Origin of the sequence: Verrucosispora sp. WMMA2044 (assembly GCF_027497155.1) — a bacterium.
Lineage (GTDB): Bacteria > Actinomycetota > Actinomycetes > Mycobacteriales > Micromonosporaceae > Micromonospora > Micromonospora palythoicola.
Genome location: NZ_CP114913.1, coordinates 6,007,430 through 6,031,266 on the forward strand (window position 1 = coordinate 6,007,430; position 23,837 = coordinate 6,031,266).

Sequence of the window (23,837 nt, forward strand, 5' to 3'; positions counted from 1 at the left end):
CGACTGCGGGACTCCGCTTCGCTGCGTTCCTCGCGCTCACATCCGGAAGACGCCGAAGCCGGCGGTGCCCTGCACCGGTCCGCTGTGGATGGACGAGAGACACAGGCCGAGGACGGTACGGGTGTCCCGGGGGTCGATCACCCCGTCGTCGTAGAGCCGACCGGAGAGGAACAGCGCGCCGGACTGGGACTCGATCTGCTGCTCGACCATCATCCGCATCGCCGCGTCGGAGTCCTCGTCGAACTCGCGACCCCGGGCGGCGGCGGCCTGCCGGGCCACGATGGACAGCACCCCGGCCAACTGCGCCGGCCCCATCACCGCCGACCTGGCGTTGGGCCAGGTGAACAGGAACCTCGGCTCGTACGCCCGGCCACACATGCCGTAGTTGCCCGCGCCGTACGAGGCGCCCAGGTTCACCGTCAGATGCGGCACCGTCGAGTTCGACACCGCATTGATCATCAGGGCGCCGTGCTTGATGATGCCGCGTTGTTCGTACTCGGTGCCGACCATGTAGCCGGTCGTGTTCTGTAGGAAGATCAGCGGGGTGTCGCTGGCGTTGGCGAGCTGGATGAACTGCGTCGCCTTCTGCGCCTCCTCGCTGAACAGCACCCCCCGGGCGTTGGCCAGCACGCCGACCGGGTACCCGTGCAGTTCACCCCAGCCGGTGACCAGCGCGGTGCCGTAGGCCGGCTTGAACTCGTCGAACTCGCTGCCGTCGAGCACCCGGGCGAGCACCTCGCGCGGATCGAACGGCACCTTGAGGTCGGCGCTGGCGATGCCGAGCAGCTCCTCCGGGTCGTACTTCGGTGGTCGCGGCATCGGGTTGCGCGGCGCCAGCCCCCGCTTGCGCCAGTTGAGCCGGCGTACGCACTGCCGGGCCAGCCGGATGCCGTCGCGCTCGTCGGCGGCGAGGAAGTCGGCCAGGCCGGATGTCGTGGCGTGCATGGCCGCGCCGCCCAACGACTCGTCGTCGGCGTCCTCACCGGTGGCCATCTTCACCAGCGGCGGCCCGGCCAGGTAGACCTGCGAACGGTCCCGGATCATGATCGTGTAGTCGGACATTCCGGGCACGTACGCGCCACCGGCGGTGGCGTTGCCGAAGACCACGCTGACCGTGGGGATCTTCTCGGCCGAGAGCCGGGTCAGGTCGCGGAACACCCGGCCACCCGGAATGAAGATCTCCGCCTGGGTGGGCAGGTCCGCGCCGGCCGACTCGACCAGGTTCACCATCGGCAGCCGGTTGGCCAGGGCGATCTCGCCGGCCCGCCGGGTCTTCGCCAACGACCACGGGTTCACCGCGCCACCGCGTACCGTCGGATCGTTCGCGACGACCAGACACTCCACGCCCTCGACCACACCGATCCCGGTCACCACGCTGGCACCGACCGGAAAATCGGTGCCGTACGCGGCGACCGGCGACAGTTCGAGGAACGGGCTGTCCTGGTCCAGCAGCAGCTCGATGCGCTCGCGGGGGAGCAGCTTGCCGCGCTTGTGGTGCCGGGCCACGTACTTCTCGCCGCCGCCGGCTCGGGCGGTGTCGAGCGCGGCGTCCAGCTCGGCGAGGCTGTCCAGCAGCGCGTCCCGGTTCGCGTGGAAGGCCGGCGAGGATGGGTCGATCGCGGTGTCGAGTGTGCTCAAAGGCCCATTCCCTTCGCGATGATCTCGTTCATGATCTCGGTGGTGCCGCCGCCGATGCCGAGGATCCGGGCGTCGCGGTAGTGCCGCTCCACCTCGGCGTCGCGCAGATAGCCGAAGCCGCCGTGCAGTTGCAGGGCCTGGTCGACGACCCGGTCGGCGGCCGAGACCGCCACGTTCTTCGCCATCGCCACCTCGGTCACCACCGGCTCGCCCGCGGCCACCCGGGCGGCCACCTGGTGCACGTACGCCCGCGCCGCCTCGGCCCGGGTGTGCATCTCGGCCAGCCGGTGCCGGACCAGCTGCCGGCTCGCCAACGGCCGGCCGAAGGTCGACCGGTCACGGCACCAGGTGACGGCCAGCTCGACACAGCGCTGCGCGATGGCGTACGCCTGGGTGGCCAGGGAGAGGCGCTCGGCCGCGAACTGCTGCATGATCGCGAGGAAGCCGGTGTCCTCCTCGCCGATCCGGTTCGCCACCGGCACGCGTACGTCGACGAAGGAGAGTTCGGCTGTGTCCGAGCAGTGCCAGCCGAGCTTCTCCAGCCGTCGGCCGACGGTGAAGCCGGGCGTTCCCTTGTCGATGACCAGCAGGCTCAGCGTCCCGCTGCCCGGCACGCCGGTGCGGACCGCGGTGGTCACGAAGTCCGCCCGGACTCCGCTGGTGATGTAGGTCTTCGCACCGTTGACCACGTAGTGGTCGCCGTCGAGGCGGGCGTGGGTGCGGATGCCCGCGACGTCCGAGCCGCCGTCTGGCTCGGTGATGGCCAGCGCGCCGATCATCGAACCGGCGAGCGTCGGCCGGACGTACCGGTCGATCAGGTCGTGCTCCCGGCCGGTCGGGTCGACGCTTCCGGGGGCGTCGGGTCGCCTGGGGAGTCTGCCGCCGGACCCGGCGCCGGCCGCGGCGACCATGTGCGGCAGCGCGATGCCGTGCGTGAACAGGGCGGCAACAAGCCCCGACGAGCCGCCCGAGCGGATGATCTCCTCGGTGACGATGATCGAGTCGAGCAGGTCACCGCCGCTGCCGCCGACCGCCTCGGGGAAGCCGATGCCGAGCAGGCCGATCTTCGCGGCGGTCGCGTGCAACTGGCGGGGCACCTCGCCGGCCCGCTCCCAGTCGGCCAGGTGCGGCAGCACCTCCCGGGTCACGAAGGCGCGGGTCAGCTCCCGCAGTTGACGCCGCTCGGGAGTGTCCACGATCGTCACGGCCGCACCCCCCGGTCGACCGGTGCGACGCTGGCCGCCGGTTCGACCGGCAGGTCGACGATCCGCGAGCGCAGCAACTCGCCGAGGGCCTTGGCCTGCGGGTCGAATCGGGTGGAGGCGGCCACCCCGGCACCGAGCAGCCCTCGGATCACGAAGTTGACGGCGCGCAGGTTCGGCAGTTCGTACCGTTCCACTGTCAACGGGGCGGTCTCCGGCAGCAGCTCCGCCAGCCGCGCCACCGTGAGCCAGCCGCGCAGCCAGGCCCAGGTCGAGTCGGTACGCGCCCAGACTCCCAGGTTCGCGTCGCCGCCCTTGTCACCCGACCGCGCACCGACCACCTCACCCAGCGGGCCCCGCCGGGTCGGACCCGTCGCCGCCGGTCCAGTCACCTCGGTCGCCGGCTCGCCGGCGACCGTCCCGGTCACCGGCGGCGGGTCGATCGGCATCCGGGTGCCGTCGGGGAGCACGGCGACGTGGTCGACCGCCCCCTGCGGCACGGCGTCGGCGGCGAACACGCCGTACGGGGTGGCGTCGCCGGGCAGGGTGGTGAGGGTGCAGCCCGGGTAGGAGGCCAGGGCCAACTCGACCGCCGCCGCCGAGAAGGCCCGTCCGGCCCGCGTCCGGTCACCGTCGCGCAGATGTACGTGCAGCAGCGCGCTGGCCGTTTCGGTGTCGGCGGCATCCGAGTGGTCGGTGCGGGCCAGGGTGAACTCCAACCCGTCCGGGCCGACCGTCTCGGTCAACTGCTCCCGGACCAGGTCCGCCTTGGCCGGGATGTCCAGCCCGCAGAGCACGAACGTCATGGAGTTGCGGAAACCACCGAGGTTGTTGACGCCCACCTTCAGCGTGTCCGGTGGCGGGGTGCCCCGGGTACCGCTGACGAGCACCCGGTCCGGACCGTCCTGAACCAGCCGGACCGAGTCGAGCCGGGTGACCACGTCCGGGCCCAGGTACGCCGGCCCGCCCACCTCGTACAACAACTGCGCGGTGACGGTCTCGACGGTGACCGCGCCGCCGGTGCCGGGCTGCTTCGTGATCACCGCCGAGCCGTTCGCGCGCAGCTCGGCGACCGGAAAACCCGGGTGGCGTCCGCCGTCGGGCAGCTCGGTGAAGAAGCTGAAGTTGCCGCCGGTGACCTGCGCCCCGCATTCGATCAGGTGTCCGGCGACGGTGGCGCCGGCCAGCGCGTCGAGGTCGCCGCGCCCCCAGCCGAACCGGCTGATGGCCGGGCCGACGACCAGCGAGGCGTCGGTGACCCGGCCGGTCACCACCACGTCCGCCCCGGCGTCGAGGCAGGCCGCGATGCCGAACGCACCGAGGTAGGCGTTCGCGGTCAGCGCGTCCGGCCGGGCCAGGGCGTCACCCTCGACGTGCCCGATCCGAACCGGCAGCCCGAGCCGGGCGGCAAGGGTGCGGATCGCGGCGGCCAGCCCGGCCGGGTTGAGTCCACCGGCGTTCGTGACAAGCGTGACCCGCCGGTCGATCGCGGTGCCGAGACAGCCCTCCAGTTGCCGGAGAAAGGTCTTCGCGTAGCCCAGGTCGGGGTCCCGCATCCGGTCCCGGCCCAGGATGAGCATGGTCAACTCGGCCAGGTAGTCACCGGTCAACACGTCCAGCGCGCCGCCGTCGAGCATCTCCTGCCAGGCGGAGAACCGGTCACCGTAGAAACCGGAGGCGTTGCCGACCCGCAGCACCCCGCTCATCGGCGGCACCTCCGGGCCGCCGCCGCGCGGCCACGCCGCGCGCTCACGGCTGCGCTCCCGACGCGGTCGTGCGGGGAGCGCGGCCGGTGCCGGGCGGGCCGGCGAAGGCCTGGGCGACGTCCAACCACCCGTCGGCGACCGGCCCGGTGGCGACCAGGGCGGTGTCGGCGCGGTGCCGGCGCCGGGTCACCAGCAGGCAGAAGTCGAGCGCCGGACCGGTCACCCGGTCGGCGGCGTCCGCCGGGCCGAAGGTCCAGTTCTCCCCGCCGGGTGCCGTCAGCTCCACCCGGACCGGTGCCGTGGGCACCGCCCGACCGTGGGCGGCGAAGCTGTGCCCGACGGTACGGAAGCCGAGGTACGCGATGTGCCGCAGCCGGTCGGTGGCGGGCCGGGTGACGCCGAGCGCCTCGGCCACGTCCTCGCCGTGCGCCCAGGTCTCCATGATCCGGGCCGTCGCCATCGAGGCCGGTGACATGCGGGTTCCGTACCAGGGCAGCTTCTCTCCGGCGGGGGCGGCGGCGAGGGCTGCCGCGAGCGCCGAGCGGCCCTCCCGCCACCGCGTGAGCAGGACGGCGGGCGGGGCGAGGAACGCCGCCGCGCCGTCGTCGACCAGCCGGCCAGGGTCCGGTGCGGCGGTCACCGAGGCGTAGAAGGCCTCGGTGTCGGTCGCGGCGAGCCGGGCCACGTGATCCGTCCAGGCCAGGTGGGCGATCTGGTGGGCGATCGTCCAGCCCGTCGCCGGAGTTGGTCGCTGCCAATCCTGCGGCGGCAGCGGCGCGACGAGCGCGTCGAGCTGCTCGGACTCGGTGGCCAGATCCGTGAGCAGGGCGGTCAGGTCGACCATGGTGCCTCCGGGCGGGTGGGGGCGGTCAGGGAGCGGTGTCCGTGGCGGCGAGCAGCGCGGTCAACTGGGTCTTCCAGGCTTGCAGCAGCGCGGTGCGGCGGGTCGAGTCGTCGCTGAGCAGGTTGGCCACGCCGAGCCCGCGCAGCAGGTCCAGCGTGGCCTGCACCGCCTCGCGTACGCCGGGGCGCCGCTCGTCCACCCCGAGCAGTTCGACGGTCAGCCGGTGCATCTCCCGACCGATCCGGGCTTCGAGCGGCAGCAGGGCGGTCCGCAGCTCGACGTCGGTGCGCGCGGCCACCCAGAGTTCGAGGGCGGCGACGAAGAGCGGCCCGGTGAAGGCGGCGGCGAGCAGGTCCACCACCCGGTCCAGCCGGTCGGCGTCGGCCGGCAGGGCGTCGGCCTCGGCCCGCAACTCGGCCGCCCGCCGCTCGGTGAGGTGCCCGACGGCCGCGGTTACCAGGGCGGTCCGGGTCGGGTAGTGGTGCAGTTGGGCACCCCGGGAGACGCCGGCCCGAGCGGCCACCACGGTGGTGGTGGTGCCGGACCAGCCGTGCTCCACCAGGCAGTCGACGGTCGCCTCCAACAACCGGGCCCGAGTGGCGCGACTGCGTTCCTGCTGCGGAACGCGAGTCGATGCGGCAGGCATGCGGACAGCCTGCCGCCCTAAAAACAAACAGTCAAGACTGACTTTTTCGGGAGCCGTCGATAGCGCAACTTCAGGGCTGCTGTTGCATCCGGCGCGCGGCAGGCAACAACAACCCTGAAGTTGCACACCCAGCTATGTGGGCTCAGGAAGGTCAGACGCGGGCGCGGCGGGCCAGGCGCTCCGGGTCGAGGATGATGATGCTCTTGCCGTCCAGGCGGAGCCAGCCGCGCGAGGCGAAATCGGCGAGAGCCTTGTTCACGGTCTCCCGGGAGGCGCCGACGAGCTGAGCGATCTCCTCCTGGGTCAGGTCGTGCGTCACCCGCAGCACGCCGCCGTCGCGGGTGCCGAAACGCCCGGCCATCTGGAGCAGGTTCTTGGCCACCCGGCCGGGCACGTCGGTGAAGATCAGATCCGCGAGGGCGTCGTTGGTCCGGCGCAGCCTGCGGGCCAGCACCCGCAGCAACTGCTCGGCGATCTCCGGTCGGTTGTTGAGCCACGGCCGCAGCGCCTGCTTACGCAACCGGGCCAGCCGGCTGTCGGTGACCGCGGTCGCGGTCGCCGTACGCGGACCCGGGTCGAACAGCGACAGCTCGCCGACCATGTCCGACGGACCCATCACGGCGATCAGGTTCTGCCGTCCGTCCGCTGCCCGGCGGCCGACCTTGATCTTTCCGGACAGCAGGATGTAGAGACTGTCGCCGGGCTCGCCCTCGTTGAAGACGACCTCGCCCTTGCGGACCTCGATCGTCTCCATCTCCTTGGCGAGCGCCTCGGCCGCCTCCGGGTCGACACCCTGGAAGATCCCGCTGCGGGCCAGTACCTCGTCCATCGCGCACCTCCGGTTGCGCGTGCCGTCTGCTCGGCCTGGGTCCGCCGTCCGCTGATCCCTCGCGCGCCGACCAGTCTAGGCGCACGTGAGCAGGAATCAGAGGCGCACCCCTGGAATCTTGATCGTTGGGCGTAACGTGCCCGTCGTGATCACCATCTAGAATCCCGCGCCTGGTCAGGCCGGGACCGGCGGGGTGGAGACCCGGACGTAGGGTCACCCCGTGCTGCCCGAGCCCCTGCTGACCACCCGGCGCGAGGACGAACGCGACATTCCGGTGCTCGTCTGGCGTGCCGGGCGACCGCTGCTGGCGGTCAGCTCCGCACCGCTGGGCGGTGGCATCGGCGTACGGCGGTGGGTGCTGAACGCGACGGTGCCCATGTCGTACGACCGGAACGACCCCGCCGACCACCTGGCCGAGCTGGCCCGGGAGTTCGACCTGGACGGGCCCGGAGTGGGCCTGATGACCGGGGTCGACGTGGCCGAGGTGGCGCGGCGGACCGACACCGGCGTGCAGGTCTGGGCCACCGTCGGGCTGGGTACTCCGGTGCCGGCGGCGGCGCCGACCGTGGCGGCACCGGCTCAGCCGGTCGGCACGGTGAACATCGTGGCGTGCGTTCCGGCGCGACTCGGCGACGCGGCGCTTGTCAACGTGGTCGCCACGGCCACCGAGGCCAAGGCGCAGGCGATCGCGGAGCTGGGGCTGAACGGCACCGGCACGCCGACGGACGCGGTCGCCGTGCTCTGCCCGCCGGACGGGCCGGCCCACGCCTACGGTGGCCCCCGCTCCACCTGGGGAGCACCGTTGGCCCGGGCGGTGCACGCCGCCGTGCTGGCGGTGGGCCGCGAGACCGTCGTCCCATGGTCGGATCGGCTCCGGGGCTGAAACTCCCCACCCGATCGGCGGTCGATTCCGTGATATCCGCCCGGTAGGGTCGCGCACGATGTACGCTGCCGCCCTCGCCACGCCCCGCCCCCGCCCCCGCCCCCGCCGCCGCACCCGCGCCGTGCTGGGGGTGCTGCTCGCCGCCCTGCTCCTCGCCGGCTGCGCCGGCACCGACGAGGGCCCGCTCTGGCAGCCCGGCACGGGCGGCGGCGAGGGGGCACCCGTCGAATCGGCCGCCCCCGAGGTCAAGAAGATCTCGCTCTCCGCCACCGGCGACATCGTGATGGCCATGGCACCCGACCGGCTGCCCCCGAACAACGGCAAGGGCTTCTTCAACTCGGTGAAGAAGGCGCTCGCCGCCGACCTGGTCATGGGCAACCTGGAAGAGCCGTTGACGGTGGACACCGGGACCGGCAAGTGCGGTGCCAACTCCACCCGCTGCTTCCAGTTCCGGGCTCCGCCGGAGTACGCCGCCCATCTCGCCGATGCCGGTTTCGACCTGCTCAACCAGGCCAACAACCACGGGTACGACTTCGGGCCGAAGGGCTACGAGAACACCCAGCAGGCGCTGGAGGAGCACGGGCTGGAGCACACCGGCGCGCCCGACCAGATCACCGTCGTCGAGGTGAAGGGCGTCAAGGTCGCCGTCGCCGGTTTCTCGTCGTACCAGTGGTCGAACAGTCTCACCGACATCCCGGCCGCGAAAAAGGTGATCAAGAAGGCCGCCGACCAGGCCGACATCGTCGTGGTGCAGGTGCACATGGGGGCCGAGGGGTCGGAGATGACGCGGGTGCGGCCCGGCACCGAGATGTTCCTCGGCGAGAACCGGGGCGACCCGATCAAGTTCTCCCGCGCCATGATCGACGCCGGTGCCGACCTGATCGTCGGCCACGGCCCGCACGTGCTACGCGGCATGGAGTTCTACAAGGGCCGGCTGATCGCGTACAGCCTGGGCAACTTCGCCGGCGGCGGCAACTCGCTGAGCAACAACGGCCGACTCGGTTGGGGCGGTGTGCTCAAGGTGTCCCTCGAAGCGGACGGTACCTGGGCCGGCGGGTCCTTCACCTCCACGTACATGGACGGCGCCCGCAAGCCCACCATCGACCCCGACGACCGTGGTCTGGGGCTGCTCCGAGACCTCACCGAGCTGGACTTCGCGAAGACCGGCGCTCGGTTCACCGACTCCGGAAAGATCAGTCCACCCGACGCGGACTGATCTCCGGCGGCACAGGCGTTCGAGCCGGTCGGACCGGCGACGTAGGCTGGCCGTCGTGACCAGAAGCGCTACCGAGACCGACCTGGGACGCACCCGTCGCGCGCGGCGGATCGGCCGTGAGCTGACCGAGACACACCCCGACGCGCACTGCGAACTCGACCACGGCAGCCCGCTGGAACTGGCCGTCGCGACCATCCTGTCGGCCCAGTGCACGGACAAGAAGGTCAACGAGGTCACTCCGAAACTCTTCGCCCGCTATCCGACCGCCGCCGACTACGCCGGGGCGGATCGCGGCGAGGTGGAGGAGATGATCAAGCCGACCGGCTTCTACCGCAACAAGACCACCTCGTTGATCCAGTTGGGCCAGGCCCTGGTCGAGCGCTACGACGGCCGGGTACCCAACCGGTTGGCGGACCTGGTCACCCTGCCCGGCATCGGCCGCAAGACCGCGAACGTCATCCTCGGCAACGCCTTCGACGTGCCCGGCATCACCGTCGACACGCACTTTCAGCGGCTGGTGCGGCGCTGGGGGCTGACCACCGAGACCGACCCGGTCAAGATCGAGCACGAGATCGGGGCGATGTTCCCGAAGCGCGACTGGACCATGCTGTCGCACCGGATCATCTTCCACGGCCGTCGGGTCTGTCACGCCCGCAAGCCCGCCTGCGGCGCCTGCACCCTGGCGAAGCTCTGCCCCTCGTACGGCACCGGACCGACCGAACCAGCCGCTGCCGCGAAGCTGCTCAAGGGCCCCCGCGCCCGTGACCTCGCGGCCGCCGCGGGCGTCGACCCCGAGCTGGTCCCGGCGCAGGCGGTGCGGGCGGAGGCACCGTGAACCGCCGGCTCGCGCTGCTGACCCTGCCGCTGCTGCTGGTGCTCGCCACCGCGTGCACCACCGACCCCGAGGCCCCCCGGCCGGCCGGGCAGGGCACGGTGGCCGCCCGTCCCTCCCCGTTCGAGGGCTGCGCCGACCTGACCGAAGGCCCGGCCGGTCCCGGCGACGACGAGGCGACCGGCGACCCGCTGCCCGAGCTGACCCTCACCTGCTTCACCGGTGGCACGCCGGTCGCCCTGCGGAACATCCGCGGGCCGGCCGTGGTCAACATCTGGGCCTCCTGGTGCCCGCCCTGCCGCAAGGAACTCCCCGCCTTCCAGCGACTCCACGAACGCGCCGACGGGCAGCTGCGGGTGATCGGGGTGAACAGCCGGGACAGTCGCGAGGGCGCCCAGTCCATCGGTGAGGACTTCGGCGTACGGTTCCCGATGCTTGTCGACCAGGGCGAGGCGGTGCAGCGGGCACTGCGTCGCAACGCCGTCCCGCTCACCGTTTTCGTCGACGCCCGGGGCGGCGTCCGGCACATCGACAGCTCCGGCGCGCTGGACGACGCCCGCCTCGCCGAACTCGTCGGACAACACCTCGGTCTGACGGTGCGGGCGTGAACATGCCCGATCCGGCGGACCGTCAGCCGCCGGGCTGGTTGAAACCGCTGCTCGGTCGGCTCGGCACCGCGCGTACCGAGGACTTCACCCAACTGCGTACGCCGGAGCAGGGTGGCCGGGAGAGCGCCGTGCTGGTGCTGCTCGGCGAGGACGCCGCCACCGGCCCGGACGTGCTGGTGCTGCAACGGGCCGCGACCCTGCGCAACCACGCCGGTCAACCGGCCTTTCCCGGCGGCGCGGCCGACCCGGAGGACGCCGACGCCGCCGCCACCGCGCTGCGCGAGGCGAACGAGGAGGTCGGGCTCGACCCGACCAGCGTCACCGTGCTGGCCCAACTGCCGAGGCTGTGGATACCGGTGAGCGACTTCGTGGTGACCCCGGTGCTCGCCTGGTGGCACGCCCCGCACCCGGTGGACTCCCGGGAGCCGGCCGAGGTGGCGCACGTCGCCCGGTTGCCGATCGCCGAGCTGGTCGACCCGGACAACCGGGTCCGGGTACGCCACTCCAGTGGCTGGGTCGGTCCCGCCTTCTCCGTACGCGGGATGCTGGTCTGGGGGTTCACGGCCGGGGTGCTGGCCGCGCTGCTGGACATGGGTGGCTGGAGCCGTCCGTGGCCGCGCGGTCGAGTGATCGATCTTCCGCCGATCGGTGCGTCACCCGCCCCGTCGGCCGGCACCGACGAGGTCGACGAGAGCGCCCTGCGCTGATCTGACCGTCACCTTCCGCAAGCGATCGTCTTCGCGCGAGCCCCCGCCCCGTACGCTTGAGCCGTGTCGGCCGTGGATCTCGTCCTGCTGTTGCTCATGCTCGTGTTCGCGATCAGCGGATACCGACAGGGGTTCGTCATCGGGGTGCTCTCGTTCTCCGGGTTCTTCCTGGGTGCCCTGATCGGCCTGCAGGTCGGCCCGATGTTCGCCCAGCAGTTCGTGGACAGCGGCACCCGGGTGCTGATCTCGCTCGTCGCCATCTTCGGTCTCGCCGTGGTTGGTCAGGCGCTGGCCGGCTGGCTCGGCTCGCACCTGCGTCGTACCATCGCCAGCGATGTGGGACGGCGCGTCGACGACATCGGTGGCGCGTTCGTCTCGCTCTTCGCGGTGCTGCTGGTGGCCTGGCTGGTCGCGGTGCCGCTCGGCTCCTCCTCGCTGCCCTGGCTCGCCGCCTCCGTGCGGAGCAGTGCACTGCTCAACGTGGTGGACCGGGTGCTGCCCGACCAGGCGCAGCAGCTCTCCACCGCGCTGCGCGACACCGTCGACACCAACGGCTTCCCGGACGTCTTCGACGGGTTGCGGCGTACCCAGGCCCGGCAGGTCGAGCCGCCCGACCCGGCACTGGCCGGCTCCGAGGTGGTGAGCAGCGGCCAGCGCTCGGTGGTGAAGGTGCTCGGGTCGGCACCGAGCTGCTCGCGTCGGATCGAGGGGTCCGGCTTCGTGTACGCCGACGACCGGGTGATGACCAACGCGCACGTGGTCGCCGGCACCCGCTCGGTCGCGGTGGAACTGGGCGGGGACCGGTACGAGGGCGAGGTTGTCGTCTACGACCCCGACCGGGACCTGGCCGTGCTCTACGTACCCGGACTGCCCGGCCCGTCGATGCGGTTCGCCGCCGGGAACGCCACCACCGGGGCGGACGCGATCGTGCTCGGCTTCCCGCTGGACGGCCCGTACAACGCCCAGTCGGCGCGGATCCGCGACGTCGACCGGATCACCGGGCCGGACATCTACTCGTCGGGGAACGTGAACCGGGAGATCTACACGATCCGGGCGCTTGTCCGCAGCGGCAACTCGGGCGGTCCCCTGGTCTCCTCGAACGGCCTGGTGCTCGGGGTGATCTTCGCGGCGGCGGCCGACGACCCGAACACCGGGTTCGCGGTCACCGCCGCCGAGGCCCGCCCGGTGGCGCTGGCCGGTGCCGAACGCACCCGGGGCACCGACACCGGCGACTGCACCTGACGAAAGGTCAGCCCGACCGGCGCCGGGACCAGACGGTGAACCCGGTGGCGGTGGCGACGACCACCGCCACACCGAGCAGCCACCCGGCCAGCACGTCGCTGCTCCAGTGGACGCCGAGCGCGACCCGGCTGAACCCGGTCACCAGGGCGATCGTCAGCGCACCGAGCCAGACCGCCACGCGGGTCGCGGAACGGGGCCGGGTCCGGGGCACGAACACCACGAGCAGGATCCCGGCGGCGAGCATCGCGTTCAGCGCGTGACCCGACGGGAAGGCCAGCCCGGGTGCCTGCGCCACCGGGTCGGGCAGATCCGGTCGCCGTCGTCCCACGAGCAGTTTCAGCAGGGGGCCGAGCAGACCACCGAACACCATGGTGGTGGTGGCCCAGACCGCGAGCCGCCGGGCGCCGTCGCGGGCCAGCCAGATCACCAGGACCAACGCCGCGGCCCGCAGGGGCATCGGTGCGAAGAGGTCGGTCCAGAAGCTCATCGCCCGGACCCAGACCGGGTGATCCAGGGCGTACCCGTGCAGCTGAGTCGTGATCGCCAGGTCGAGTCGGCGCAGCGGCGGCCAGTCACTCAGCACCAGCATGGCGAGCAGCGCGAACGGCGCGACCAGCAACACGCCGGAGACGGCGTGCGCCGACCGCGCGGCCGGCCGGTCGTCCCGTCCGGGATCGTCCGAGTCGGCGGGTGCGGCCGGATCGACTCGCTCGAAGGTGCCCACGGCGATGGTTGTACCCCGATGGCCGGGCTGATCCCCGGCAAAAGCGCGAAAAATGCCGCGCTGACGACAGCGACGGTCGGTCAGCGGTACGACCGCCGGAACCGGCGCAGCATCAGCACCGCACCGGTGAGCAGCGCTACGAGGATGGCCGAGCCGATCCAGAGCCGCTCCGAGCCGGCGTCGTCCGGCGAACCGGCGGCCCGGGCCCGCCACCGGGTCTCCTGCCCGGAGCCGGTCAGACCGAGTTGCTCGGCGTCGGGATCGCCCGTCGTCGCGGAGCCGGGCGCGGGACCGAAGCCGGTCACGCCCGGCGGGTCGTTGTCGTCCAGCGGGTTCGCGTACGACGACGGCACCTCGGCGGTCAACGCCGCGACCGGGTCCACCAGGCCGTACCCGAACCGCTCGTCCCGACCGGTGGGCCCGATGTCCCTGGCGGTGACCAGCAGTCGGTTGACCACGTCGCCGGCGGACATCTGCGGATAGCGGGATCGCACCAGGGCGGCGGTCGCGGCGACCAGCGGCGCCGCGAAGCTGGTGCCCTGCACCCGCCAGTAGCCGCCCGGAGGACGCGCCCCCACCAGCCCACTGGCGGGGGCGGTGAGGACCGTGGCCCGACCGGTGATCGCGCCGCTCCACAGGTTGTCGCTGTTGCGCTCCAGGCCGGAGACCGCGATGACGCCGGGCTCGCGGGCCGGGTACCACACCTTCGCCTCGGGCGAGGTGGCGAGATTCCCGGTGCAGGCGACCACCACGACGTCCCGGGCGAAGGCGTAGTCGATCGCCGCGGCCAGCGCCGCGCTGTCACCACTGCCGCCGAGCGACAGGTTGATCACCTTCGCGCCGTTGTCGACCGCCCATCGCACACCCTTGGCGACGATAAGCGCGTCGTCGTAGCGGTTCTCCGCGTCCAGCACCCGCACGGGCAGGATCCGGGCGTCCGGCGCGAGCCCCACCACGCCGCGGCGGTCGTCGTTGCGCCCCGCGATCAGGCCGGCCACCGTCGTGCCGTGCCCGACCGGATCCGCCTCGGCCGCCCCGCTCGGCGCGACCAGGTCGATCCCGGGTAGCACCTGGCCGGTCAGGTCCGGGTGCGAACCGTCCACCCCGGAATCGATCACGGCCACGACCACGCCCCGCCCGGTCGAGGTGCGCCAGGCGGTCCGCGCGCCCAGCTTGTCGAGCTGCCACTGCTCGTCGCGGACCTGGTCGGCGCGGCGTGCCGAGTCGGGGTTGTGCGCCACCGGCGTGCCGACCGGAGCCGTCCGGACCGGCACGGCGGACGCGGGCACGACCGCGATGGCGGCCGACAGCGCGGCGGCGGCCGTCGCGAGCAGCGCGCGGTTGGCGAACCGCCCGGCCCTCGCCGGGCCACGGTGCCGCAGCCTGGTCACATCCTCAGCCATTCGTCGCGGGACACATGACGTTCGGAGATTACCGGTTCCGACCCGCCTACAGGGACGTTCCGTGGAGTCGGCGTCACTGTGGCGGCAGGTGAGCCAGTTGGACCAGGCGTACGCCCTCGCGTCGGGTGAACAGCCGGCCGCGCCCGGGCGGCAACGGACCCGGACGGACCGGACCGACGAGCGCCCCCTCCTCCGGGCTGCCCGACAGCACCAGGCCCGAGGTGGACAGTTCCCGTAGCCGCTGCACCAGCGGCTCGTACTGGGCGCGGGCGGCACCGCCGGTGCGGCGCGCCAGCACCAGGTGCAGTCCGACGTCGCGGGCGTGCGGCAGGTGTTCCTCCAGCGCCCGCAGCGGGTTCGCCGGCCCACTCGCCACCAGGTCGTAGTCGTCGACCAACACGAACAGCTCCGGGCCGGACCACCACGACCGCTCCCGCAACTGCGTCGGGCTGACCTGCGGGCCTGGTGCGCGGTCCGCCAGGTAACCGGCGGCCGACTCGACCAGGTCGGCGCTGTGCGCCGCGGCGGTGCCGTAGCCGATCAGGTGTTCGGTGGAGATGACGCCGAGCAGGCTGCGTCGGTAGTCCACCAGGATCACCCGCGCCTGTTCCGGCGTGAACCGGGCGACGATCGAGGTGGCCAGGGCGCGCAGGAACGACGACTTGCCACTCTCGGCGTCGCCGTAGACCACGAGGTGCGGCTCGGTGCCGAAGTCGAGAACCACCGGACGTAGGTCCGCCTCGGCGACACCGACCGGGATCCGCAGCCCCGTCGTGGCGTCGAGGTCCAGGTCGCCGTAGGGCAGCACGGCCGGAAGCAGCCTGACCGGGGGCGCGGCCGGACCGGACCACGCGTCACCGACCTGCTTCACCAGCCCGGCGGTGTCCGTGCCGGTCGTCCGGGGCAGCGCGGTGAGGAAGTGCAGGCCCGCCGGGGTGATGCCCCGCCCCGGGGTCCGCTCCGGCACGTGCGCCGCCGCCCGCCGGGCCACCACCGAGTCGGACGGATCACCGAGGCGCAGCTCAAGCCGGGAGCCGAAGAGATCCCGGATGGCCGGTCGGAAGTCCAGCCAACGCACCGCGGTGGCCACCACGTGCACGCCGTAGGAAAGCCCCCGGGTCGCCAGGTCGGTGATCAGCGGCTCCAGATCCTCGTACTCGCTTCGCAGCGTCGTCCACCCGTCGACGACGAGGAACACGTCGCCGAAGACGTCGGCATCACCCGCGTCGGTGCCGCTGTCGCGTCGCTGTCGCCAGGCGGCCATCGACTCCACACCCAGCTCGGCGAAGCGGCGCTCCCGGTCGGCGAGCAGGGTGGACATCTCGCCGACGGTACGGCGCACCCCGGTGGGGTCGGCCCGACCGGTGACCCCACCGACGTGCGGCAGGCCACGCACCGAGGCGAGCCCTCCGCCACCGAAGTCGAGACAGTAGACCTGCACCTCGGTCGGGGTGTGCGTGAGGGCCAGCGCGCAGACCAGCGTACGCAGCGCGGTGGACTTGCCGCTCTGCGTACCGCCGACCACCGCGACGTGGCCGGCGGCGCCGTCCAGCGCCAACCACAGCAGGTCGCGGCGCTGCTCGAAGGGCCGGTCGACGACAGCCACCGGCACCTGGCGGGCGCCGTGCAGCTCGGGATTGTCGACGGTCAGCCCCCGGACCGGGTCGACCGTGAGCGGACCGACCAGCTCGTCCAGGGCCGGGGCGGCGTCCAGCGGCGGCAGCCACACCTGGTGCGCCGGCGCGCCCTGCCCGGCCAGCCGGTCGACAAGCAGACGCAGCAGCGTCCGGGGGTCGTCCGTCTCGTCCTCGGCAGCCGGCGGGGCCGGCGGCTGCGGCACCGGTGTGACGTGGGTGGAGAAGGCGAGCAGCCGGGGACGTTCGGTTCCGGCCGCGTCGGCCGCCAACGCCCGCCGCCGCAACGGGCCGGAGATGTACGCGGTCTTGAACCGCCGCAGCGGCTCGGTGCCGAAGCGCAGGAAACCGTGCCCCGGCGACGGGGGCAGTTCGTGCGCGTCGGGCACCCCGAGCACCGTTCGGGACTCCAGCGAGGAGAAGGTCCGCAGACCGATCCGGTAGGACAGGTGAGTGTCCAGCCCGCGCAGTCGTCCCTCCTCCAGCCGCTGGCTCGCCAGCAGCAGATGCACCCCGAGCGACCGGCCCAGCCGGCCGATCTGGAGGAACAGGTCGATGAAGTCGGGCTTGGCCGACAACAGCTCGGAGAACTCGTCGCAGATCAGCAGCAGCGACGGCAGCGGGGGCAGCGGGTTGCCGGTCGCCCGGGCGCGCTCGTAGTCGCGCAGGCTGGCGAAGCTGCCGGTGCGGCGCAACAACTCCTGCCGGCGGACCAGCTCGCCGTTGATCGCGTCGACCATCCGGTCGACGAGCGGCAACGCGTCGGCCAGATTTGTGATCACGGCGGCGGTGTGCGGCAGGCGGTCGAAGGGCGCGAAGGTGGCCCCACCCTTGAAGTCGACGAGTACGAAGTTGAGCTGCTCGGCGGAGTGGGTGGTGGCCAGCCCGAGCACCAGGGTACGAAGCAGCTCGGACTTGCCGGAGCCGGTGGCGCCGATCAGCAGTCCGTGCGGGCCCATGCCGCCCTGCGCCGACTCCTTCAGGTCCAACTCGACCGCGCCGCCGTCCGGGCCGACGCCGATCGGTACCCGCAGCCGGTCCCGCGGCGATCTCGGCACCCACCCCTGTTCGGCGGTGAAGTCCTCCGGCTCACCGATGCCGAGCAGCTCCGGTAGACCCGGCTCGACACCGGGCGCGGCGTCGGCGCCCCCGGTGGCGGCCAGCCGCAGGGGTGCCAGCCGGCGGGCCACCGCCTCGGCCTCGGCGACCTCGATCGTGTCGGCCGTGCCCACCTCGGCCGACCCGTCGGAGGAGTGGGAGTGCAGTCGACCGTTGCGCAGCTCCAGCAGCAGCGAGAACCGGTCGAGCAGACGCGGTGGCGGGGTGTCCAGGTCGATCAGGGTCACCGCGTCGATGCCGCCGTCCCCGACCAGTTCGGTGGCGCCGGTGACGTCGCCGCCGTCGAACACGATCACCAGATGCGGCCCGTCCGTGGCCGGTCCGATCGGGCTGAATCTCGACCGGCTGGCCAGCACCTGGTCGAGCAGCCGTTCCAGCTCCGCCACGGAACTGGCCACCAGCCGCACCGGACCCAGGGCGTCCGTGCGGGTGGGGTGCTGGGCGTGGGGCAACCACTTGACCCACTCCCAGCGGGCGCGTCGTTCCGGCCCGGCACAGACGGCGACCAGCAACTCGTCCGGGGCATGGAAGACCGCGAGCTGGGTGAGCACGGCCCGGGCCAGCGCCTGCGCGGCCGGCGAGCCGGTGGGGCCGACCGGCGCGGCCCGGACGAAGACCCGGGCGAAGCTGCGCAGCGAGAGAGCCACCGGCAGGTCCGGCACCACCGAGTACGCGTCCAGGAAGCGGCGCAGCGCGCCCGCCGTCATCGGCTCCAGTTCCTCCGGTGGGCGGGTGACCGGCGGCACCAACGGCGTGGCCAGGGTCTGCGGCCCGACGGCGACCCGGACGACCGCGAAGTCCGGGTCCGTCGGCCGCCGCTCCCAGAGCCGGTGGCTGTGCACCGTCGACCAGAGCAGTGACGGATCGGGGTGCCGGTAACAGAGGCCGGCGCGCTGCCGCTCCACGGTCTGCCGCACCTGCCGACGCAGGGTGGCCAGATGCCGCAGGTACTCCCGGCGGGCCGTCATCATCTCGGACTTCGTCGGGCTGCCGGAGGCGCTGCCCCAGGAGGTCGCCAGCATCGCCAGGGAGGAGAGGCCGAACATGCCGCCGACCAGGTACGCGTACGTCCCGCCGCCGCGGCCGAACATCATCGCCATCGCGACGGTGCCGCCGAGCATCGGCAGCACCATCAGCAGCTGGTGCCAGCGCGTGCCGGTGCCGGCCGGAATCTCCGGGGGCGCCGGCAGCGGCAGGTCACCCACGGGCATGTCGGGCGCCGGGCGTCGTGCCGGCCGCCGGACGACGACAGTGGACACTCGACCTCCCGACTGCGCACGGTGACCCGAGCCTGGCTCATGGTAGGTAAAGTCCTGTCGTCCGCGCAGCAGCAGGCCGCTCGGGATGGAGATGAGTCGATGGCAGTCGGGCTGGCCCGGGTCACCGTCAGCACGCCCCGGCGGCGGGTCGACGTGGCGCTACCGGAGCAGGTGCCCCTCGCCGAGCTGCTGCCCGAGGTGCTGCGCCACGCCGGTGAGGGGCTCGCCGACGACGGAGAACAGCACGGCGGCTGGCTGCTCCGGCGAGCCGACGGCACCGTGCTGGCCGGCGGGCAGGCGCTGGCCGCTCAGGGGGTCCGCGACGGTGCGGTGCTGCACCTGGTGCCGGCTCGCACCGAGTGGCCGGAGTTCGAGTACGACGACGTGGTGGAGGCCCTCGCCGACGCCGCCCGCCAGCGGGGCGGGGGCTGGTCATCCGGTGCCACCCGGACGGCGGCACTCGCCGGTGCCGGTGTTCCGCTCACCGTCGGCCTGCTCGCCCTGGCGGCCGCCGGGCCCGGCGACCCCGCCGGTTGGCCGGTCGCGACCCTGGTGGCGAGCCTGCTGGTGCTGGCCGGCACCGTGCTGTCCCGCGCACAGGGCGACGGGCCGGCCGGCGCCACCGTCGGCGGTCACGCGCTGCCCTACGCGGCGCTCGCCGGTGCCCTCGCCGTCAACTCGGGCGATCCGGTCGGGCCGCTCGGCCCGCTGCGCTGGGTGGGCGCACCGGAGTTGCTCGCCGGGTCGATGGGGCTGCTGCTGGCCTCGGTGCTGGGGCTGTTCGGGGTGGCCACCCGACTGCGGGTCTTCGTGGCCGGCGCGGTGGTGGGCGCGGGAGCCGGATCGGCCGCCCTCAGCGGCCTGGTGCTCGAGCCGGCCGGTGCGGCCGCTGTCCTGCTGTGTGCGTTGACCTTCGCGGTCGGGGCCGCTCCGCTGCTGGCCATCCGGCTGGGCAAGGTGCCGTTGCCGCCGGTGACCCTGCCCACCGATCCGCCGAACGACTCGGACCGGGCCCGTGAGCTGCCGGATCGCGGTCGGGTGCGGGCGGCGGTGGCCCGTACCGAGGAGATGCTCACCGGCATGTTGATCGGCCAGGCCGTGCTGACCGTCGGCGCGGTCGTGATCCTCGTCAGCACCGGTGGCGTCTCCGGTTGGCTGCTGGTCGGGGTGACCTCGACGGTGCTGCTGCTACGTGCCCGACTCTTCACGACGGTCCAGCACCGGATCGCGCCGGTGCTGGCCGGCCTGGCCGGGTACGCGGTCCTAGGCGGGGTACTGGCCGGGGCGGCCGACGCGACGGTCCGGCTGATCATGGTCGCCGGTGGGCTGCTGGTCGCGTTGCTGGTGGTGGCGGGCGGCACGACGTACGCCCGCCGGCCGGTCTCCCCGTACGTCGGACGGGTCACCGACCTGGCCGACACCCTGCTGGTGGTCTCGGTGGTGCCGGTCGCCTGTGCGGTGCTCGGCCTCTACGGACGGGCCCGGGGGCTGCTCGGCTGAGCGTTCCCCGGGCCTCGTCGGCGACGTCAGTGGGTGGACTCGCCGCGTTCCTCGGCTTCCCTGGCGCGCCGGTACGAAGCCTGGATCTCCGCCTCGGCCTCGGTCCGACCCACCCAGGTCGCGCCCTCCACGGACTTGCCCGGCTCAAGATCCTTGTACACCTCGAAGAAGTGCTGGATCTCCAGCCGATCGAACTCGCCGAGGTGGTGGATGTCGCGCAGGTGCTCCTGCCGCGGGTCCTCGTAGGGAACGCAGAGGACCTTGTCGTCGCCGCCCTTCTCGTCCGTCATCCGGAACATGCCGATCGTGCGGCACCGGATCAGGCAGCCTGGGAAGGTCGGCTCGGGCACCAGCACCAGGGCGTCCAGCGGGTCGCCGTCCTCGCCCAGGGTGCCCTCGATGAAGCCGTAGTCGGCCGGGTACTGCGTGGAGGTGAAGAGGGTGCGGTCCAGCCGGATCCGCCCGGTCACGTGGTCCACCTCGTACTTGTTGCGGTGACCCTTGGGGATCTCAACCGTCACGTCGAAATCCATCTGCACGCTCCCTCGTTGGCCCACGCTGGCTTGACGGAACCGGCGGCAGAGCCAGGGAGGCGATTGCCAACCCGCCGACTCCGGCCGCCGCATAGTCTTCGGACCGAAGTAGTGTCACCCAGGCCGGTTCCCGGTGGGGGAGGAGGGGGTCGTGGGGAGGGAAGATTCACACTACCGTCCAGGCGATGCCGCCGAGGGCGCTACGAACCGACCGCCGGCCAAGCCGGTCGCCGGGCGGGTCCCGGTGCCGGACGCGCAGATCCTCCGACCACAACCTCCGACGCCGCCCGTAACACCGACAGCGGTGAACCGGTCCGAGGCGAACCCGCCCCTGGACACCTCGTCGCCGACGACACCGCCTCGGGGTGCCGCCTCCGGACGGGCCGCCGCGCCCGGCGCGGTCACCCCGACGAGCCCGGCCGCGCCCGGCGCGGTCACCCCGACGAGCCCGGCCGCGCCCGGTGGTGCCGCCCCGACGAGCCCGGCCGCCGGTTCGGTCGCCGCCGTTCCCACGAGTCCGGCCGTTCCCACGAGTCCGGCCGAGCCACCGACCGGACCGGCATCCGTGCCGGTGAGCCCAGCGCCGGTCGGGCCGGCGGCGGGCCCTACCGGCCAACCACCGGCCGGCGTCGCGCCACCACCGGTCGGGCCGGCACCGCGCCGGCGGCTGCCGCTGGTCCTCGCCGCCGTGCTGGTGCTGGTGCTGGTCGCCGTGGGCCTGGTCGTGGTCCGACCCGGGCCGGTGGAGCGCTGGTTGGGCGACGCGCCCGCGACACCGACGGCCAGCGGTGCGGTCGAGCCCGCGCCGGTCCCGGTGCTGGCCGCCGCCGACAGTGGCGCCCCGCCACCCAGCACGGACGGGCTCCGCAGCGCGCTGGAACCGCTGATCGACGACGCCGCGCTGGGCGGCCGGGTGAACGTCGCGGTGGCCGACGCCCTCACCGGTGAGATGCTCTTCGACCGCGGTGGCCGGGAGGGGACCGTGCCGGCCTCGGTGACCAAGCTGTTGACCGCCGTGACGGTGTTGACCGCCCGCGGCCCCGGGCATCGGATCCCGACCCGGGCGGTGGCCGGTAAGCAGCCCGGCGAGGTGGTTCTGGTCGGTGGCGGGGACCCGACGTTGGCAGCCGACGCGAAGGGCTTCTACCCCGGGGCGGCCAGTCTCACCGAACTCGCCGAGCAGGTCCGTGCAGCGCTGGGCGGAGTCACCCCCACCAGAGTCGTCGTCGACTCCTCGCGCTACCCCGGTCCGGTCTACGGACCCGGCTGGGACGACGACATCCCCACCGGCGGCTACGGCGGGGCGATCACCGCGCTGATGCTCGACGGAGCCCGCAAGAGTCCGAAGGCCGGCCGGGGCTGGGCCGAACGCGTCGCCGAACCGGACCTGGTCGCCGGCCGGGCCTTCGCCGAACTGCTCGGAGTACCGGTCGACACCGTACGCAAGGGCACTGCCCCGGCGTCGACCGCGACGACCGGAGCCACCGACCCGGTCGGCGGCGCCGGACCCGGTGCCGAGCTCGGCGTGGTGTACTCGCCGCCGCTGATCCGGCTGGTCGACATCATGATCAGCGAGAGTGACAACATCGTCGCCGAGGCGCTGGCCCGCCAGGTCGCCCTGGCCCGGGACCGGCCGGCCTCCTTCGACGGTGCGGCGACGGCGATGGCCGAGGTGGTGTCCGAGCTGGGTCTGCCGACCGGCGCACTCGACCTGGCGGACGGCAGCGGACTGTCCCGCAAGAACCTGATCAGCCCGGTCCTGCTGACCGAGCTGTTGGCGCTCGCGGCGAGCCCGGACCGACCCGAGCTTGCCGGCATCTTCGGCGGGCTGCCGGTCGCGGGCTGGTCCGGCACTCTGCGCGACCGGTACGGTGCGGCACCCGGCACGGCCGCCGGTGCCGGTGTGGTCCGCGCCAAGACCGGCACGTTGACCCGGGTGCACGCCATCGCGGGAGTGGTGACCACCACCGAAGGTCGCCTGCTCACCTTCGCGGTGCTCACCGACGACGTGCCGCCGGACGGGATGGAGCCGGCCCGGGCTGCGCTGGACCGGATCGCCGCCGCGCTGGCCGGCTGCGGCTGCCGCTGAGCGGCTCGACGGCCACCGGTCCGGCGTTACGCCGCGGCGGAGCGGGTCGCGGCCCTGGCCCCGCGACGGCCCGTCGTCCCCCGACCGGCGGACCGGCACCGGGTCGGCCGGCGGGTGGGGTGTCGTGACGCGGGTACGGTGGGTCGCATGGCGCAGTTCGTGGACTGGGATCTGGCTACCGCGACGGCGGGGGCTCTGGGCAAGTCGGGCCCCCGGGTGACGTACGCCGAGGCCACCGAGGTGGTTTCCGAGCTGCGCCGGCTGACCGACGAGGCGGCCGGGCACGTCGCCGACTACACCGGGCTGACCTCGCAGGTCCCCCATCCGCCGGTACGGGTGGTCGATCGGCGGGACTGGGCGGCGACGAACATCGCCGGCCTCCGCGAGGTGATCACCCCGCTGGTCGGCCGGCTCACCGAGGACAAGCAACCCGGTGCCCTCACCGAGGCGATCGGTTCCCGGGTGACCGGGGTGCAGGCCGGCACCGTGCTGGCCTACCTCTCCGGCCGGGTCCTCGGGCAGTACGAGGTCTTCTCCGCCGACCCCGGACAACTGCTCCTGGTCGCGCCGAACATCGTCGAGGTGGAGCGCAAGCTCGGCGCGGATCCACGCGACTTCCGGCTCTGGGTCTGCCTGCACGAGGTGACCCACCGGACGCAGTTCACCGCCGTGCCCTGGATGCGGGCCTACTTCCTCGGTGAGGTGCAGGCGTTCGTCGACGCCGCCCAAGGCGGCGAGCACCTGCTGGAGCGGCTGCGTCGGGGGGTGAGCACCCTCGCTGACGCGGTCCGCGACCCGCAGAGCCGGTCCAGTGTGCTGGACATCGTGCAGACGCCGGGGCAGCGTGCCGTGCTGGACCGGCTGACCGCCCTGATGACGCTGCTGGAGGGGCACGCCGAGTTCGTGATGGACGGCGTCGGACCGCAGGTGATCCCGAGTGTGGAGCGGATTCGGGCCGGCTTCAACCGGCGGCGCGAGGCCGGCAACCCGGTGGAGAAGGCGATCCGGCGGTTGATCGGCATCGACGTCAAGATGCGGCAGTACGCCGAGGGCCGCAGGTTCGTGCACGCCGTGGTGGACCGGGTCGGCATGGCCGGCTTCAACCGGGTCTTCGAGTCGCCGCTGACCCTGCCCCGGCTGTCCGAGCTGAGCGAACCGGATGCCTGGGTGGCACGGGTGCACGGGCCGGTCGGCCCGGTGCCGACGGCCGGCTGAGCGCGTCG

The 23,837-nt window shown here is 73.0% G+C and carries 19 protein-coding genes; 9 read left to right on the forward strand and 10 right to left on the reverse strand.

All coding sequences use genetic code 11. The features are described from left to right. Nucleotides 1-36: 36 nt before the first annotated feature. From O3597_RS27215 to O3597_RS27240, 6 genes are all read right to left on the reverse strand, one after another. Complete coding sequence (locus O3597_RS27215; RefSeq protein WP_281602817.1) at nt 37-1,638, reverse strand: carboxyl transferase domain-containing protein; 1,602 nt, start codon at nt 1,636-1,638, stop codon at nt 37-39. Next, a complete protein-coding gene (locus O3597_RS27220; RefSeq protein ID WP_281602818.1) occupies nt 1,635-2,843 on the reverse strand; it encodes an acyl-CoA dehydrogenase family protein in 1,209 nt (402 codons plus the stop codon). Before O3597_RS27220 ends, O3597_RS27215 begins: the two co-directional genes overlap by 4 nt. After that, nucleotides 2,840-4,546 carry an acyclic terpene utilization AtuA family protein gene (locus O3597_RS27225; protein WP_281602819.1) on the reverse strand — a complete coding sequence of 569 codons (1,707 nt, stop codon included), beginning with the start codon at nt 4,544-4,546 and terminating at the stop codon, nt 2,840-2,842. Before O3597_RS27225 ends, O3597_RS27220 begins: the two co-directional genes overlap by 4 nt. A gap of 43 nt (nt 4,547-4,589) precedes the next feature. After that, nucleotides 4,590-5,390, reverse strand: a complete 801-nt coding sequence (locus tag O3597_RS27230; RefSeq protein WP_281602820.1) for a TIGR03084 family metal-binding protein — start codon at nt 5,388-5,390, stop codon at nt 4,590-4,592. A gap of 25 nt (nt 5,391-5,415) precedes the next feature. Continuing rightward, entirely contained in the window at nt 5,416-6,036 is a 621-nt protein-coding gene (locus O3597_RS27235) for a TetR/AcrR family transcriptional regulator (protein ID WP_281602821.1), read from the reverse strand. Nucleotides 6,037-6,187: 151 nt separating this feature from the next. Next, on the reverse strand, nt 6,188-6,865 hold the full coding sequence (locus O3597_RS27240) for a Crp/Fnr family transcriptional regulator (RefSeq protein WP_013736306.1): 678 nt from the start codon (nt 6,863-6,865) through the stop codon (nt 6,188-6,190). Between the two features lie 220 nt (nt 6,866-7,085). Between O3597_RS27240 and O3597_RS27245 the strand changes: the two genes are divergently transcribed. From O3597_RS27245 to O3597_RS27270, 6 genes are all read left to right on the forward strand, one after another. Next, entirely contained in the window at nt 7,086-7,748 is a 663-nt protein-coding gene (locus O3597_RS27245) for an adenosylcobinamide amidohydrolase (protein WP_164448644.1), read from the forward strand. 58 nt (nt 7,749-7,806) lie between these two features. Beyond that, nucleotides 7,807-8,964 carry a CapA family protein gene (locus O3597_RS27250; protein WP_281602822.1) on the forward strand — a complete coding sequence of 386 codons (1,158 nt, stop codon included), beginning with the start codon at nt 7,807-7,809 and terminating at the stop codon, nt 8,962-8,964. A 55-nt stretch (nt 8,965-9,019) separates the two neighbouring features. Then, nucleotides 9,020-9,799, forward strand: coding sequence for an endonuclease III (nth, locus tag O3597_RS27255; RefSeq protein ID WP_164448642.1), 780 nt, complete (start codon nt 9,020-9,022; stop codon nt 9,797-9,799). Beyond that, nucleotides 9,796-10,404: a TlpA disulfide reductase family protein gene (locus tag O3597_RS27260; protein ID WP_164448641.1), complete on the forward strand. Its 609-nt coding sequence runs from the start codon at nt 9,796-9,798 to the stop codon at nt 10,402-10,404. Before nth ends, O3597_RS27260 begins: the two co-directional genes overlap by 4 nt. A gap of 2 nt (nt 10,405-10,406) precedes the next feature. Further along, nucleotides 10,407-11,111 carry a CoA pyrophosphatase gene (locus O3597_RS27265; RefSeq protein ID WP_281604646.1) on the forward strand — a complete coding sequence of 235 codons (705 nt, stop codon included), beginning with the start codon at nt 10,407-10,409 and terminating at the stop codon, nt 11,109-11,111. A gap of 63 nt (nt 11,112-11,174) precedes the next feature. Continuing rightward, entirely contained in the window at nt 11,175-12,353 is a 1,179-nt protein-coding gene (locus O3597_RS27270) for a MarP family serine protease (protein WP_164448640.1), read from the forward strand. 7 nt (nt 12,354-12,360) lie between these two features. On the opposite strand, the gene O3597_RS27275 is transcribed toward O3597_RS27270, so the two are convergent. From O3597_RS27275 to eccCa, 3 genes are all read right to left on the reverse strand, one after another. Then, nucleotides 12,361-12,975, reverse strand: coding sequence for a phosphatase PAP2 family protein (locus O3597_RS27275; protein WP_281604647.1), 615 nt, complete (start codon nt 12,973-12,975; stop codon nt 12,361-12,363). A 182-nt stretch (nt 12,976-13,157) separates the two neighbouring features. Continuing rightward, the gene (gene mycP / locus O3597_RS27280; protein WP_281602823.1) at nt 13,158-14,480 is read right to left on the reverse strand and encodes a type VII secretion-associated serine protease mycosin; all 1,323 of its coding nucleotides are present in this window, start codon (nt 14,478-14,480) and stop codon (nt 13,158-13,160) included. 73 nt (nt 14,481-14,553) lie between these two features. Further along, a complete protein-coding gene (eccCa, locus tag O3597_RS27285) occupies nt 14,554-18,492 on the reverse strand; it encodes a type VII secretion protein EccCa (protein WP_281602824.1) in 3,939 nt (1,312 codons plus the stop codon). A gap of 99 nt (nt 18,493-18,591) precedes the next feature. On the opposite strand from eccCa, the gene eccD reads away from it, so the two are divergent. Beyond that, nucleotides 18,592-19,992: a type VII secretion integral membrane protein EccD gene (gene eccD / locus O3597_RS27290; RefSeq protein ID WP_281602825.1), complete on the forward strand. Its 1,401-nt coding sequence runs from the start codon at nt 18,592-18,594 to the stop codon at nt 19,990-19,992. A gap of 26 nt (nt 19,993-20,018) precedes the next feature. Here the strand turns inward: eccD and O3597_RS27295 are convergent, their stop codons facing one another. Then, the gene (locus tag O3597_RS27295; RefSeq protein ID WP_093409905.1) at nt 20,019-20,525 is read right to left on the reverse strand and encodes an inorganic diphosphatase; all 507 of its coding nucleotides are present in this window, start codon (nt 20,523-20,525) and stop codon (nt 20,019-20,021) included. A 667-nt stretch (nt 20,526-21,192) separates the two neighbouring features. On the opposite strand from O3597_RS27295, the gene dacB reads away from it, so the two are divergent. Both dacB and O3597_RS27305 read left to right on the forward strand, forming a co-directional pair. Then, entirely contained in the window at nt 21,193-22,614 is a 1,422-nt protein-coding gene (gene dacB / locus O3597_RS27300) for a D-alanyl-D-alanine carboxypeptidase/D-alanyl-D-alanine-endopeptidase (RefSeq protein ID WP_281604648.1), read from the forward strand. 147 nt (nt 22,615-22,761) lie between these two features. Further along, nucleotides 22,762-23,829 (forward strand): zinc-dependent metalloprotease, encoded by a 1,068-nt coding sequence (locus O3597_RS27305; RefSeq protein WP_164448638.1) that lies wholly within the window; start codon nt 22,762-22,764, stop codon nt 23,827-23,829. Nucleotides 23,830-23,837 lie beyond the last annotated feature (8 nt).